Below are 15,704 nucleotides of genomic sequence, written 5' to 3'. Positions count from 1 at the left end.
TGGTGCTGTAGAGCTGCCAGAAGGCGTTGAAATGGTAATGCCAGGCGATAACGTACAACTGACTGTAACTCTGATCGCGCCTATTGCGATGGACGAAGGTCTGCGTTTCGCTATCCGTGAAGGTGGTCGTACCGTTGGTGCTGGTGTTGTAGCAAAAATTATCGAATAATCAAGCATTAAGGCTTGACTGTTCGAGTGGGGTGCTGTAATTTACGGCGCCCTGATTGATCGTCTTTAGGCCAGTAGTTCAATTGGTAGAGCACCGGTCTCCAAAACCGGGTGTTGGGGGTTCGAGTCCCTCCTGGCCTGCCAAATTCCAAATGGTAGCTTCGGCTGCCATTTTTGGCTTTAGGGAATAGTGATGAGTACCGATAGCAAAGCAAGTAAATCACCGTTGGATGTTGTGAAGTGGCTGGTTGCTGCCGCCTTTCTGGCTGCTGCTGTAGCGGGTAACGTTTATTATGCCGAGGTTGCGGTTCTGTATCGCGTTCTGGCTGTTGTTGCTCTGATGCTGGTAGGTGCCGGTGTTGCTCTGACCAGTTCCCAGGGTAAGGCGTTTCTGCAACTGCTGAAAGAAGCCAATATTGAGCGCCGCAAGGTGGTTTGGCCGACCCGCCAGGAAACGACCCAGACAACCATGATTGTTGTGCTGGTTGTATTTGTTATGGCGCTGGTTCTGTGGGGTCTGGATTCCCTGCTGGGTTGGCTGGTTTCCATGCTGGTAGGCTGAGGTAAGGATTATGACAATGCGTTGGTATGTTGTTCACGCCTACTCGGGCTACGAAAAACGTGTTCAGTCTACGCTGAAAGAGCGTATTGAACTGCACGGCATGCAGGAATACTTCGGTGACGTGCTGGTTCCGACTGAAGAAGTCGTTGAAGTGCGTGACGGTAAAAAGCGTAAGAGCGAGCGTAAGTTCTATCCTGGCTATGTTCTTGTGCAGATGGATATGAATGATGATAGCTGGCATCTGGTTAAGCAGACTCCGCGCGTGATGGGTTTCATCGGCGGTACTGCAGATAAGCCGGCTCCGATTACTGATCGCGAAGCAGATGCGATTCTGCAGCGTGTGCGTGATGGTGCAGATCGTCCGACTCAGAAAACCATTTATGAGCCGGGTGAAGTGGTACGTGTTATCGATGGTCCATTCGCTGACTTTAACGGCGTTGTGGAAGGTGTCGATTACGAGAAGTCCCGTCTGCAGGTTGCGGTAACCATTTTTGGTCGTGCTACACCGGTTGAGCTGGAATTTACCCAGGTCGAAAAAGCCGGATAAGCATTTGTTAAATGATCGCCCTCGGGTGGTCGGGGAGCATTAGCCTGCATCTGCAGGCTGCTTGCGTTAATACCCAATGGGAGTAAACCATGGCTAAGAAAGTAGAAGGCTACATCAAGCTCCAGGTTGGAGCTGGTAAAGCAAACCCAAGTCCTCCAGTTGGTCCAGCTCTGGGTCAGAAGGGCCTGAACATTATGGAATTCTGTAAAGCGTTCAACGCACAGACTCAGCACCTGGAGCCAGGCGCTCCTGTGCCAGTTGTGATCACTGCTTACAGCGACCGTTCATTCTCTTTTGAAATGAAGACTCCACCGGCGTCATACCTGCTGAAGAAAGCAGCTGGTATCACTTCTGGTTCCCCACGTCCGAACACTCAGAAAGTTGGCACTGTAACCCGTGCGCAGCTGGAAGAGATCGCGACTGCTAAAGCTCCTGACCTGACTGCTGCTGATATGGACGCAGCTGTACGTACCATCGCTGGTTCTGCCCGCGCTATGGGTCTGAACGTGGAAGGAGTTGAGTAATGGCTAAGCTGACTAAGCGCCAGAAGGCGATCGCTGAAAAAGTAGAAGCAGGCAAAGTTTATTCTGTTGAAGAAGCGGCTGCTCTGCTGGGCGAACTGTCTACTGTTAAATTCAAAGAGTCTGTTGATGTCGCTGTTAACCTCGGGATCGACGCTCGTAAATCTGACCAGAACGTACGTAGCTCTACAGTACTGCCAAACGGTACCGGTAAAACTATGCGCGTAGCTGTATTCACTCAGGGTGCTAACGCTGAAGCTGCTACTGCAGCTGGCGCAGACGAAGTGGGTATGGAAGATCTGGCAGAGAAAATCAAAGGCGGCGACCTGAACTTCGACGTAGTTATTGCTTCTCCGGATGCAATGCGCGTTGTTGGTATGCTGGGTCAGGTTCTGGGTCCACGTGGTCTGATGCCAAACCCTAAAGTGGGTACCGTGACTCCGGACGTTGCTACCGCTGTTAAGAATGCTAAAGCAGGTCAGGTTCGTTACCGTAACGACAAGAACGGTATTATCCACACTACCATCGGTAAAGTGGACTTCAGCGCTGACGCACTGAAAGAAAACCTGACAGCTCTGCTGGCAGACCTGAAAAAAGCCAAGCCATCTTCCGCCAAAGGCGTTTACATGAAGAAGGTGACCCTGTCTACGACTATGGGTCCAGGCCTGGTAGTTGATCATTCTTCTCTGGATATCTGATCCGGCGATTTGATCAACATACGATCTTTGGGGTTGCTGTCGGATTAAGTTGTACCGACAGCGGCTGTCAAAGACCGCAGGAGTAATCATTTTCCCGGATTGTGATTACTTAATATCTCCTGCGTAGATAGTGTGTGGCCCCGTTCAGAATACTGAATTGTCACACCGGAACTGGCTCTCTGGAGCCCAACTTAACTTGTTAGGAGTTAATCGTGGCCTTAGGACTCGAAGATAAGAAGGCGATTGTCGCCGAAGTCCAGGAAGCAGCTGAAGGTGCTCTGTCTGCAGTAGTCGCGGATTCCCGCGGTGTAACTGTAGGCGCCATGACCGCTCTGCGTAAAGAAGCACGTGAAGCCGGTGTTTGGATGAAAGTTGTCCGTAACACTCTGGCACGTCGTGCTGTAGAAGGTACCCCATTTGAGTGTCTGACTGACACTCTGGTAGGTCCGTCTCTGATCGCTTTCTCTAAAGAACATCCAGGTGCGGCTGCCCGTATCTTCAAGAAGTTCGCTAAAGAGAACGAACAGTTCGAACTGAAAAGTGGTGCATTCGATGGCAACGTGGTTTCCGTTGATATGCTGGCAACTCTGCCAACTTACGACGAAGCAATCGCGAAGCTGATGAGCGTCATGAAAGAAGCTGCTGCTGGCAAGCTGGTACGTACCATCGCTGCAGTACAAGCACAAAAAGAAGAGCAAGCTGCCTGATTTTATTCGGGTGGTTTACTAAACGGTTTAACGGGCCATTAAGTGCCCATGAAAATTCAGGAAATTTCTCATGTCTCTGACTAAAGAAGATATCATCAACGCTATCGCTGAAATGTCTGTAATGGACGTAGTAGAACTGGTTTCTGCGATGGAAGAAAAATTCGGCGTATCTGCAGCAGCAGTAGCAGCAGCTCCAGCAGCTGGCGGCGACGCTGGCGCAGCAGAAGCTCAGACTGAATTCGACGTAATCCTGTCTGCAGCTGGCGACAAGAAAGTTAACGTAATCAAAGCAGTACGTGAACTGACTGGCCTGGGTCTGAAAGAAGCCAAAGGTATGGTTGACGGCGCTCCTGCGACCGTTAAAGAAGGCGTTTCTAAAGAAGACGCTGAAGCAGCTAAAGCAGCTCTGGAAGCGGCTGGCGCTGTTGTTGAAGTTAAGTAATCTCTGTTCTCTGAACAGGATTGCTGCCGCATCAGCTAGCTGATCGCGGCAACCGGCTGACGGGTGTATTGCCCGTCGGCCTTTTTCACGTTATGGAATTCGTGAGCACACTGGCATACTGCTGCTGGGTTCTAACGCAAGGCAAGTCCTTGAGCCATGGGTGGCAAGCCCAATCGAGGAAACAGTCCGGGGATAACTGATGGCTTACTCATATACTGAGAAAAAACGTATCCGTAAGGATTTCGGTAAATTACCGAGTGTAATGGATGTGCCATACCTGCTGGCCATTCAAATCGACTCCTACCACAAGTTTCTGCAGGAAGGAGCTAACGCTGAAGATCGTATCGATATTGGTCTTCACGCTGCATTCAAATCTGTTTTCCCAATCGTAAGTTATTCCGGGAATGCTGCTCTGGAGTACGTGAGCTACCGCCTCGGTACCCCGACCTTCGATGAAAAAGAATGTATGCTGCGTGGCGTTACATACGCTGCACCGCTGCGCGTAAAAGTTCGTCTGATCATTTACGATAAAGAATCAGCGACTAAAGCCATTAAAGACATCAAAGAGCAAGAAGTGTACATGGGCGAAATGCCGCTCATGACCGATAACGGTACTTTTATCGTTAACGGTACCGAGCGCGTTATCGTGTCTCAGCTGCACCGTTCTCCGGGTGTATTCTTCGACCACGACAAGGGTAAAACCCACTCGTCCGGTAAGCTGCTGTATAACGCTCGCGTTATCCCTTACCGTGGTTCATGGCTGGACTTCGAGTTCGATCCGAAAGACCTGGTCTTCGTACGTATCGACCGTCGTCGTAAGCTGCCAGCATCTATCCTGCTGCGCGCGCTGGGCTATAGCTCAGAAGAAATCCTGGCGACCTTCTTCGAGAATGACGTATACCGTCTGAACGAAGAAGGCGCCATGCTGAAACTGATCCCATCACGTCTGCGTGGTGAGACTGCTGCATTCGATATCAAAGATAACGAAGGCAACGTGATCGTGGAAGCGACCCGCCGTATTACTGCTCGTCACATCCGTCAGCTGGAAAAAGCAGGCGTTGAGGAGCTGGCAGTACCGGTGGACTACCTGCTGGGTAAATCTCTGGCAAAAGACCTGGTTGATGGCCGTACCGGTGAAGTGATTGCGACTGCAAACGCTGAGCTGACTGCTGAAACTCTGGCTAAGCTGGCGGAAGCAGGTATCAGCGACTTTGAAACGATTTATACCAATGAACTGGATTGTGGTCCGTTCATGTCTGACACCCTGCGTGCAGACCCTACCAGCAACCAGCTGGAAGCTCTGGTAGAAATCTATCGCATGATGCGCCCTGGCGAGCCGCCAACAAAAGAGAGCGCAGAAGCCCTGTTTGAAAACCTGTTCTTCACTGATGAACGCTATGACCTGTCTGCGGTAGGTCGTATGAAGTTCAACCGTCGTATCGGTCGTGAAGAGATCGTGGGTGCAGGTACCCTGGATAAAGAAGACATCATCGAAGTGATGAAGACTCTGATCTCCATTCGTAACGGCCAAGGCGTTGTGGATGATATCGATCACCTGGGTAACCGTCGTATCCGTTCTGTAGGCGAGATGGCCGAAAACCAGTTCCGTGTAGGTCTGGTTCGTGTTGAGCGTGCAGTACGTGAGCGTCTGTCCATGGCAGAATCCGAAGGTCTGATGCCTCAGGATCTGATCAACGCTAAGCCAGTTGCAGCAGCCGTTAAAGAATTCTTCGGCTCTTCTCAGCTGTCTCAGTTTATGGACCAGAACAACCCGCTGTCTGAGGTAACTCACAAGCGTCGTATCTCGGCTCTGGGCCCTGGTGGTCTGACTCGTGAACGTGCTGGCTTCGAGGTGCGTGACGTTCACGCGACTCACTACGGTCGCGTATGTCCTATTGAAACACCTGAAGGTCCGAACATCGGTCTGATCAACTCGCTGGCGACTTACGCCCGCACTAACGAGTACGGTTTCCTCGAAACTCCGTACCGTAAAGTGGTTGACGGTGTTGTGACTGACGAAATCTTCTATGTATCTGCGATTGAAGAAGCAGACTACGTAATTGCACAGGCATCCGTTGAAACTGACGCAAACGGCAAACTGCAGGGCGACCTGATCTCCGTACGTCACCAGAACGAATTTACTGTGATGTCACCGGAAAACGTAACCCTGATGGATGTATCTCCACAGCAGGTTGTTTCCATCGCGGCATCCCTGATTCCGTTCCTGGAGCACGACGATGCTAACCGTGCATTGATGGGTTCCAACATGCAGCGTCAGGCGGTTCCTACTCTGAAATCAGAGAAGCCGCTGGTCGGTACCGGTATGGAGCGTGCAGTAGCACAGGACTCCGGTGTGTGTGTGGTTGCCAAACGTGGTGGTGTGATCGATTCCGTAGATGCATCCCGTATCGTTGTTAAGGTTAACGATGAAGAGACCGTTGCTGGTGAAGCCGGTGTTGATATCTACAACCTGACCAAGTACACCCGTTCTAACCAGAACACCTGCATCAACCAGCGTCCGCTGGTGAAAGCTGGTGACACTATTGAACGTGGCGACGTGATGGCTGATGGTCCTTCTGTGGATCTGGGTGAGCTGGCTCTGGGTCAGAACTTCCGTATCGCCTTCATGCCGTGGAACGGTTACAACTACGAAGACTCCATCCTGCTGTCAGAGCGTGTTTCTCAGGAAGATCGTCTGACCACTATCCACATTCAGGAACTGACCTGTGTGGCGCGTGATACCAAGCTGGGTGCTGAAGAAATTACCTCCGATATTCCGAACGTTGGTGAGTCTGCGCTGAACAAGCTGGACGAGTCCGGTATCGTTTATATCGGTGCTGAAGTGAAAGCCGGCGACATTCTGGTAGGTAAGGTTACTCCGAAAGGCGAAACCCAGCTGACTCCGGAAGAGAAACTGCTGCGCGCGATCTTCGGTGAGAAAGCGTCTGACGTTAAAGATACTTCTCTGCGCGTTAAGACCGGCACTACCGGTACTGTTATTGACGTACAGGTATTCACCCGTGACGGCGTTGAAAAAGACGCACGTGCGCTGGAAATCGAACAGATGCAGCTGGACGAAGTCCGCAAAGATCTGAACGAAGAGATGCGTATTGTTAAGGGTGCTACCTACGAGCGTCTGCAACGTGCTCTGGTCGGTGCAACTGTTAATGCCGCGCCTAACCTGAAGAAAGGCGACACTCTGACTGAGGAATACCTGCAGTCACTGGAAGCTGACAAGTGGTTCAAGATTCTGCCTCAGGACGAAACTCTGGCTGAAATGCTGGATGCCGCCGAGAAAGCTCTGGAAGAACGTCGTCAGCAACTGGACGAGAAGTTCGAAGACAAGAAACGCAAACTGCAGACCGGTGATGATCTGGCTCCAGGCGTTCTGAAAATCGTTAAAGTGTATCTGGCCATCAAGCGTAAGATTCAGCCTGGTGACAAGATGGCGGGTCGTCACGGTAACAAAGGTGTTATCTCCGCGATCAAGCCTATTGAAGATATGCCATACGACGAGAACGGCGTACCGGTTGATATCTGTCTGAACCCGCTGGGTGTACCGTCGCGTATGAACGTGGGTCAGATCATGGAGATCCACCTGGGTCTGGCTGCGAAAGGTCTGGGCGAGAAAATCGACCGCATGATCAAAGAGCAGCAGGAAATTGCTCGTCTGCGTGAACTGCTGCACGAGATCTACAATGGTGGCGATGGCCGCATTGAAGACTTCGACAGCTTCAGCGATGCACAGATTCTGGAACTGGCGAACAACCTGCGTGGCGGTGTGCCAATGGCAACCCCAGCGTTCGACGGTGCTAAGGAAACTGAAATCAAGCGCATGCTGCGTCTGGCAGACCTGCCGGATTCCGGTCAGATGACGTTGTTCGACGGCCGTACTGGTGATGCTTTCGATCGTCCTGTAACCGTGGGTTACATGTACATGCTGAAACTGAACCACCTGGTTGACGACAAGATGCACGCCCGTTCCACCGGTTCTTACAGCCTGGTTACTCAGCAGCCGCTGGGTGGTAAGGCTCAGTTCGGTGGTCAGCGTTTCGGTGAGATGGAAGTGTGGGCACTGGAAGCATACGGTGCCGCTTACACCCTGCAGGAAATGCTTACCGTTAAGTCGGATGACGTGGCTGGTCGTACCAAGATGTATAAAAACATCGTTGACGGCGATCACCGCATGGAAGCCGGTATGCCGGAATCCTTTAACGTATTGGTTAAAGAGATCCGCTCACTGGGTATCGACATCGAACTGGAAAACGAATAAGCGGATGAGCAGCGTACAGGCAGCCGAGGCTGCCTGAACCTGACTCCATAACGGAGCAATATATGAAAGACTTAGTCAATTTTCTGCGTAATCAGAACAACGCTGACGAGTTTGACGCCATCCGCATCGGACTCGCATCGCCTGAGATGATTCGCTCATGGTCTTTCGGTGAAGTTAAAAAGCCGGAAACCATTAACTACCGTACCTTCAAGCCAGAACGCGATGGTCTGTTCTGTGCGCGTATCTTTGGTCCTATCAAAGATTACGAATGTCTGTGTGGTAAGTACAAGCGTCTGAAGCACCGTGGTGTTATCTGTGAAAAGTGTGGCGTTGAAGTAACTCAGGCCAAAGTACGTCGTGAGCGTATGGGTCACATTGAGCTCGCTTCCCCGGTTGCCCACATCTGGTTCCTGAAATCACTGCCATCCCGTATCGGCCTGATGCTGGATATGACACTGCGTGATATCGAACGAATTCTGTACTATGAATCATTCGTAGTGACTGAGCCTGGTATGACCACGCTGGACGTTGGTCAGCTGCTGTCTGATGAGCAGTACTACGAGGCTATTGAAGAGTTCGGTGACGAATTCGAAGCGAAGATGGGTGCTGAAGCCATTCAGGCTCTGCTGGGTCAGATTGACCTGGAAGAAGAAGTACAGCGTCTGCGTGAAGAAATTCCGGCGACTAACTCTGAAACCAAAATCAAGAAACTGTCCAAGCGTCTGAAGATTCTTGAGGCTTTCGCACACTCTGGTAACGACCCTAAATGGATGATTATGTCCGTTCTGCCGGTTCTGCCACCAGATCTGCGTCCTCTGGTTCCGCTGGATGGTGGTCGTTTCGCGACTTCGGATCTGAACGATCTGTACCGTCGTGTGATCAACCGTAACAACCGTCTGAAGCGTCTGCTTGAGCTGAACGCACCTGACATCATCGTACGTAACGAAAAACGTATGCTGCAGGAAGCGGTTGATGCGCTGCTGGATAACGGCCGTCGTGGTCGCGCCATTACTGGCTCGAACAAGCGTCCGCTGAAATCTCTGGCAGACATGATCAAGGGTAAGCAGGGTCGTTTCCGTCAGAACCTTCTGGGTAAACGTGTTGACTACTCTGGCCGTTCGGTAATTACCGTGGGTCCACAGCTGCGTCTGCATCAGTGTGGTCTGCCGAAGAAGATGGCTCTGGAACTGTTCAAGCCGTTTATCTTCAGCAAGCTGGAACACCGTGGTCTGGCTACTACCATCAAAGCTGCGAAGAAGATGGTAGAGCGTGAGACTCCGGAAGTATGGGACATCCTGGCTGACGTAATCCGTGAACATCCGGTCATGCTCAACCGTGCACCAACACTGCACCGTCTGGGTATTCAGGCATTCGAACCTCAGCTGATCGAAGGTAAAGCGATCCAACTGCACCCACTGGTGTGTGCGGCCTATAACGCTGACTTCGACGGCGACCAGATGGCGGTACACGTACCGCTGACTATCGAAGCGCAGCTGGAAGCCCGCGCGCTGATGATGGCAACCAACAACGTACTGTCTCCTGCGAACGGTGAGCCAATCATCGTACCTTCTCAGGACGTGGTACTGGGCCTGTACTGGATGACCCGTGAGCGCATTAACGCCACTGGTGAAGGTATGGTGTTTGCTGATCTGGACGAAGTACTGCGTGCTTACCAGACTGGCTCTGCACACCTGCAGGCAAAAGTTAAAGTTCGTATCACCGAAACCGTGATCGACGATAAAGGCGGCGAAACCACCGAAACCAAAGTGGTTGATACCACTGTGGGTCGTGCTCTGCTGTTCCGCATCGTGCCACGCGGTTTGCCATACGACATCGTAAACAAGCCAATGAAGAAAAAGGCTATCTCTAACATGATCAACACGGCGTACCGTCGCGTAGGTCTGAAAGATACCGTTATCTTCGCTGACCAGGTGATGTACACCGGCTTCCAGTTTGCGACCAAGTCTGGTTCTTCTATCGGTGTTAACGATTTCGTTATTCCGGATGAGAAAGCCACGATCATCGCCAACGCTGATGCGGAAGTGAAAGAGATCGAAAGCCAGTTTGCTTCTGGTCTGGTAACTCACGGTGAGAAATACAACAAGGTAATCGACATCTGGTCGCGCGCTAACGAACTGGTAGCGAAAGCGATGATGGATAACCTGGGTAAAGAAGGCGTAATCGACCGCGAAGGTAACGAAGTAGAGCAGGAATCGTTCAACTCCGTTTACATGATGGCCGACTCCGGTGCTCGTGGTAGCCCGGCGCAGATTCGTCAGCTGGCTGGTATGCGTGGTCTGATGGCCAAGCCAGACGGTTCCATCATCGAAACGCCGATTGTGGCGAACTTCCGTGAAGGTCTGAACGTACTGCAGTACTTCACCTCGACTCACGGTGCTCGTAAAGGTCTGGCGGATACCGCACTGAAGACTGCAAACTCCGGTTACCTGACTCGTCGTCTGGTAGACGTAGCGCAGGATCTGGTGGTTACCGAGCATGACTGTGGTACCGAAGAAGGTCTGGTGATGACGCCGCTGATCGAAGGCGGTGACGTTGTGGTAGCACTGGGTGACCGTATTCTCGGTCGTGTGGTAGCAACCGACGTTCACAAGCCGGGCTCAGAAGGCGATATCGTTGTGCCAGCGGGTACGCTGATCGACGAAGCCTGGGTTCAGAAGATCGAAGCCGAAGGTATTGATGAGATCATCGTACGTTCTGCGATCACCTGTGAAAGCCGTGTTGGTATCTGTTCAAGCTGTTACGGTCGTGACCTGGGTCGCGGTCATCAGGTTAACGTTGGTGAAGCTGTGGGCGTTATCGCGGCACAGTCCATCGGTGAGCCGGGTACTCAGCTGACCATGCGTACGTTCCACATTGGTGGTGCGGCATCGCGTTCATCTGCGGCCGACAGCGTACAGATTAAGAACAACGGTACAATCCGTCTGCACAACATGAAGACGGTTACCCGTGACAACGGCAACCTGGTTGCAGTATCCCGTTCCGGTGCCATCGCCATCGCTGATGAGCACGGTCGTGAGCGTGAGCTGTACAAGCTGCCATACGGTGCGGTAATCAGCGTACAGGACGGCGACAAAGTTGAAGCTGGCCAGAAGGTAGCTACCTGGGATCCACACACCCACCCGATCGTGACCGAAGTAAAAGGTCGTATCGAATTCGTGGGTATGGAAGAAGGTATTACCATCAACCGTACTACTGACGAACTGACTGGTCTGTCCAACATCGAAGTTATCGATCCTAAAGATCGTCCAGCGGCCGGTAAAGATATCCGTCCTATGGTGAAACTGGTTGATGCTGCAGGCAATGACGTGACTCTGCCAGGTACTAACGCACCTGCACAGTACATGCTGCCGGCGAACGCACTGGTGAGCCAGGAAAACGGTGCCGAGGTATCCGTGGGTGACGTTATCGCACGTATTCCACAGGAAACTTCCGGTAACAAGGACATCACCGGTGGTCTGCCACGAGTGGCCGACCTGTTCGAAGCGCGTAAGCCGAAAGAGCCTGCCATTCTGGCTGAGATCTCCGGTACCGTTAGCTTCGGTAAAGAGACCAAAGGTAAGAAGCGTCTGGTAATCACTCCGAAAGATGGCGGCGAGCCATATGAAGAGCTGATCCACAAGTGGCGTCACCTGAACGTGTTCGAAGGTGAAAACGTAGAACGCGGTGAGGTTATCTCCGATGGTCCTCTGAACCCGCACGATATCCTGCGTCTGAAAGGCGTTGGCGATCTGGCGATGTACATCACCAACGAAGTGCAGGAAGTTTACCGCCTGCAGGGTGTAGGCATTGACGATAAGCACATCGAAGTTATTGTGCGTCAGATGCTGCGTAAGGTACTGATCACCGAAAACGGCGACAGCACCTTCATTCCGGGTGATCAGGTTGAGTACTCCGCGTTCCTCGAAGAAAACGAGAAACTGGATCCAGCCGGTAAGATCACTGCGAAAGGTGAGCGCGTACTGCTGGGTATCACCAAGGCCTCTCTGGCTACCGAGTCCTTCATCTCTGCGGCGTCGTTCCAGGAAACAACGCGCGTACTGACCGAAGGTGCGGTAACTGGCAAGGTAGACTACCTGCGTGGTCTGAAAGAGAACGTGGTTGTGGGTCGTCTGATCCCGGCTGGTACCGGTCTCGCATACCATGCAGAGCGCAAGCGCAAGCGTCAGAACCGTGAGAGCGAGCGTATGATGGATGCACCAGAAACTCTGAGCGTATCTGTTGAAGATATGGAAGCTAAGTTCAGCGAAGCTTTCAGCGATAAGTAAGATATTGGCGGTTTAATACGCAATGTCTTGACGACTGGGGCCGGGAGGATTATCCTTCCGGCCCCTTTTATTGTGTGCGGAGGTCCGCACACGTGAAATGTAATAACTGGAGTTTGCTTAATGGCTACAATCAATCAGCTGGTTCGTAAGCCTCGTAAGCGTAAGGTCGTTAAGAGCGACGTTCCTGCTCTGCAGGCATGTCCTCAGCGTCGTGGTGTTTGTACTCGTGTGTACACAACTACCCCGAAAAAGCCTAACTCGGCACTGCGTAAAGTTTGCCGTGTACGCCTGACGAATGGTTTCGAAGTTACTTCTTACATCGGCGGTGAAGGTCACAACCTGCAAGAGCACAGCGTTGTTCTGATCCGTGGCGGTCGTGTAAAAGACTTGCCAGGTGTTCGTTACCACACAGTTCGCGGTACCCTGGATACTTCCGGCGTTGCGAACCGTAAACAGGCCCGTTCTAAGTACGGTGCTAAGCGTCCTAAAGGTTAATTCCTTTAAGACACTGGATAAGAGTAAGGCTGAGCTCATTTGTTTACAGATGCTCAGGCTGACCTGAAGACCTAAGAGAGGCTTATCATGCCAAGAAGACGCGTCGCTGCGAAGCGCGAAGTTCTGCCAGATCCGAAATTCGGAAACGTAACTCTGGCTAAGTTTATGAACCACGTGATGATCAGTGGTAAGAAATCTGTTGCAGAGAAAATCGTTTACGGTGCTCTGGACAACATGGCTGCCAAACAAGGTGGCAACCCACTGGAACTGTTCGAAAACGCGCTGGAAGCTATCCAGCCGATGGTCGAAGTTAAGTCCCGCCGTGTTGGTGGTGCTACTTACCAGGTTCCAGTTGAAGTTCGTCCTGCACGTCGTCAGGCGCTGGCAATGCGCTGGCTGGTTGACGCTGCACGTAAGCGTGGCGAAAAGTCCATGGCTCAGCGCCTGGCAAACGAAATGATGGAAGCTTGTGAAGGCAAAGGCGCAGCGGTTAAGAAACGTGAAGACGTTCACCGCATGGCTGAAGCGAACAAGGCGTTCTCTCACTATCGTTTCTGATAGTGATCGGGATCTTCCGTTCAGAAAAAGGCTGCATTATGCAGCCTTTTTTTATGCTCTGAAAACGAGGTGTCTGCAACTTGCGAGCAGGGCTGATTGCCGTGAGCTCAGGCGCCCGGCGGGGTGCGGATTATTGACCATTTGTGGTTATTTATAGTATGATTCGCGCCCTTCTATACACTGGCGGTGGGTGCTTTTGATAAGCGCCTGCCCGATTATCTGACCTGAGGACTGCATAGTGGCACGTACAACGCCGATTGAGCGCTACCGCAATATTGGTATTTGTGCGCACGTGGATGCGGGTAAAACCACAACCACGGAGCGTGTTCTGTTTTACACCGGCGTTTCCCATAAAATTGGCGAAGTGCATGACGGTGCTGCGACCATGGACTGGATGGAGCAGGAGCAGGAACGTGGCATTACCATCACTTCTGCTGCGACCACCTGTTTCTGGTCTGGTATGGCTCAGCAGTTTGAACAGCATCGGGTCAATATCATCGATACTCCCGGACACGTGGATTTCACTATCGAAGTAGAGCGCTCGCTGCGTGTTCTCGATGGTGCGGTTGTGGTTCTGTGTGGTTCGTCCGGCGTACAGCCGCAGACTGAAACCGTGTGGCGTCAGGCTAATAAGTACGAAGTGCCTCGCATGGTCTTCGTTAACAAAATGGACCGTGCCGGTGCTGACTATTTTATGGTTGTGCGTCAGCTGAAAGAGCGCCTCGCTGCGACTCCGGTTCCGATTCAGATCAATATCGGCGCTGAAGACGACTTCAAAGGCGTGGTCGATCTGATCAAGATGAAAGCCATTATGTGGAATGAAGCCGATCAGGGCATGACCTTCACGTACGAAGACATTCCTGCTGATCTGGTCGATGCCGCTGACGAGTGGCGCGAAAAAATGATCGAAGCAGCAGCGGAAGCGTCTGACGAACTGATGGATAAGTACCTGGAAGGTGAAGCGCTTTCTGAGGACGAAATTAAGGCAGCTCTGCGTCAGCGTACGCTGGCTAACGAGATTGTACTGGTGACCTGTGGTTCTGCGTTTAAGAACAAGGGTGTGCAGGCTGTTCTTGATGCGGTTATTGAATTCCTGCCGTCGCCAACTGAGGTGAAGGCCATTGAAGGTATTCTGGACGACAAAGACGAAAGCGTCGCAGAGCGTCATGCCTCCGATGAAGAACCTTTTGCTGCTCTGGCATTCAAAATCGCTACCGACCCATTCGTCGGCACCCTGACGTTCGTTCGCGTATATTCGGGCGTTTTGAATTCCGGTGATGCGGTTTATAACCCGGTTAAAGGTAAGCGTGAGCGCGTTGGGCGTATGGTGCAGATGCACGCCAACTCACGTGAAGAAATTAAAGAAGTGCGCGCTGGTGACATCGCGGCACTGATTGGTCTGAAAGATGTGACCACTGGTGACACGCTGTGTGACCAGGATAAGCGCATCACGCTGGAGCGTATGGAGTTCCCGGAGCCGGTTATTTCGGTGGCGGTTGAACCTAAGTCGACAGCAGACCAGGAGAAGATGGGTGTTGCTCTGGGTAAGCTTGCTCAGGAAGACCCATCCTTCCGCGTTGAAACAGACGAAGAGAGTGGCCAGACCATTATTTCCGGTATGGGTGAACTGCATCTCGATATCATCGTCGATCGTATGAAGCGCGAGTTTAAGGTTGAGTGTAACGTCGGCAAGCCACAGGTGGCTTACCGCGAAAAAATCACTGCGACTGTGGAGATCAACCACAAGTTCGCCAAGCAGTCCGGTGGTCGTGGTCAGTATGGCCACGTCGTTATCAAGTTCGAGCCTTCTGAAGAAGAAGGTCTTGAATTTATTAACGAAGTTGTCGGTGGTGCGATTCCGCGCGAATTCATTCCTGCGGTAGAAAAAGGTATCTCTGAACAGATGAAGAACGGCGTGTTGGCGGGCTATCCGCTGCTGGGCCTGAAAGCGACTCTGTTTGACGGTTCCTACCACGACGTTGACTCGAATGAGATGGCGTTTAAAATTGCAGCCTCACAAGCAACCAAGCAGCTCTCTGAAAAGGGTAATGCGGTACTCCTCGAGCCTATGATGAAGGTTGAGGTGGTAACCCCAGAGGATTACATGGGTGATGTGGTTGGCGATCTTAATCGTCGTCGTGGTCTGATTTCAGGAATGGACGACACCCCTTCAGGCAAGGTGGTGAATGCTTCAGTGCCTCTGGCAGCGATGTTCGGTTATGCAACCGATCTGCGTTCTGCAACACAGGGCCGTGCTACATATTCCATGGAATTTGAGAAGTATGCAGAGGCACCTTCGAGCGTTGCTGAAGCAATTATTCAAAGAGCTTAATCACTTTTACATATATTGAACGAGGTGTTCTATGGCAAAGGAAACGTTTGAACGTTCCAAACCCCACGTAAACGTGGGTACTATCGGTCACGTTGACCACGGTAAAACTACTCTG

General features: G+C 51.9%; 13 protein-coding genes and 1 tRNA gene. All 14 read left to right on the top strand.

Features of this window, described 5'->3' with window-relative positions; genetic code table 11:
• Nucleotides 1-169: EF-Tu C-terminal domain-related protein (locus tag I9W95_RS12350; RefSeq protein WP_451923598.1), on the top strand; the 169-nt coding region annotated here is incomplete at its 5' end.
• A 67-nt stretch (nucleotides 170-236) separates the two neighbouring features.
• A tRNA-Trp gene (locus I9W95_RS12345) sits at nucleotides 237-312 on the top strand.
• A 49-nt stretch (nucleotides 313-361) separates the two neighbouring features.
• Nucleotides 362-730, top strand: coding sequence for a preprotein translocase subunit SecE (secE, locus tag I9W95_RS12340; RefSeq protein ID WP_225675322.1), 369 nt, complete (start codon nucleotides 362-364; stop codon nucleotides 728-730).
• A gap of 10 nt (nucleotides 731-740) precedes the next feature.
• Nucleotides 741-1,277: a transcription termination/antitermination protein NusG gene (nusG, locus tag I9W95_RS12335; RefSeq protein WP_225675320.1), complete on the top strand. Its 537-nt coding sequence runs from the start codon at nucleotides 741-743 to the stop codon at nucleotides 1,275-1,277.
• A gap of 89 nt (nucleotides 1,278-1,366) precedes the next feature.
• The gene (gene rplK, locus I9W95_RS12330; protein ID WP_225675318.1) at nucleotides 1,367-1,801 is read left to right on the top strand and encodes a 50S ribosomal protein L11; all 435 of its coding nucleotides are present in this window, start codon (nucleotides 1,367-1,369) and stop codon (nucleotides 1,799-1,801) included.
• Nucleotides 1,801-2,496, top strand: a complete 696-nt coding sequence (gene rplA, locus I9W95_RS12325) for a 50S ribosomal protein L1 (protein WP_225675317.1) — start codon at nucleotides 1,801-1,803, stop codon at nucleotides 2,494-2,496. The genes rplK and rplA overlap by 1 nt, the downstream gene beginning before the upstream one ends.
• A 212-nt stretch (nucleotides 2,497-2,708) precedes the next feature.
• Entirely contained in the window at nucleotides 2,709-3,203 is a 495-nt protein-coding gene (gene rplJ / locus I9W95_RS12320; RefSeq protein WP_225675315.1) for a 50S ribosomal protein L10, read from the top strand.
• Between the two features lie 70 nt (nucleotides 3,204-3,273).
• The gene (rplL, locus tag I9W95_RS12315) at nucleotides 3,274-3,645 is read left to right on the top strand and encodes a 50S ribosomal protein L7/L12 (protein WP_225675313.1); all 372 of its coding nucleotides are present in this window, start codon (nucleotides 3,274-3,276) and stop codon (nucleotides 3,643-3,645) included.
• Between the two features lie 199 nt (nucleotides 3,646-3,844).
• Entirely contained in the window at nucleotides 3,845-7,918 is a 4,074-nt protein-coding gene (gene rpoB, locus I9W95_RS12310; protein WP_225675311.1) for a DNA-directed RNA polymerase subunit beta, read from the top strand.
• A 62-nt stretch (nucleotides 7,919-7,980) separates the two neighbouring features.
• Nucleotides 7,981-12,204, top strand: coding sequence for a DNA-directed RNA polymerase subunit beta' (gene rpoC, locus I9W95_RS12305; protein ID WP_225675309.1), 4,224 nt, complete (start codon nucleotides 7,981-7,983; stop codon nucleotides 12,202-12,204).
• Nucleotides 12,205-12,324: 120 nt separating this feature from the next.
• Entirely contained in the window at nucleotides 12,325-12,699 is a 375-nt protein-coding gene (gene rpsL / locus I9W95_RS12300) for a 30S ribosomal protein S12 (protein ID WP_225675306.1), read from the top strand.
• Nucleotides 12,700-12,786: 87 nt separating this feature from the next.
• A complete protein-coding gene (rpsG, locus tag I9W95_RS12295) occupies nucleotides 12,787-13,257 on the top strand; it encodes a 30S ribosomal protein S7 (protein WP_225675304.1) in 471 nt (156 codons plus the stop codon).
• 238 nt (nucleotides 13,258-13,495) lie between these two features.
• Nucleotides 13,496-15,589, top strand: a complete 2,094-nt coding sequence (gene fusA / locus I9W95_RS12290; protein WP_225675302.1) for an elongation factor G — start codon at nucleotides 13,496-13,498, stop codon at nucleotides 15,587-15,589.
• A 31-nt stretch (nucleotides 15,590-15,620) separates the two neighbouring features.
• The coding region (locus I9W95_RS12285) for a GTP-binding protein (RefSeq protein ID WP_263866041.1) at nucleotides 15,621-15,704 on the top strand (84 nt) is incomplete at its 3' end.

Source organism: Thalassolituus marinus (assembly GCF_020320395.1).
Classification (GTDB): domain Bacteria; phylum Pseudomonadota; class Gammaproteobacteria; order Pseudomonadales; family Oceanobacteraceae; genus Venatoribacter; species Venatoribacter marinus.
The sequence above is the reverse complement of the archived record's forward strand: the minus strand, read 5'-3'. Positions and strand labels throughout refer to the sequence as shown.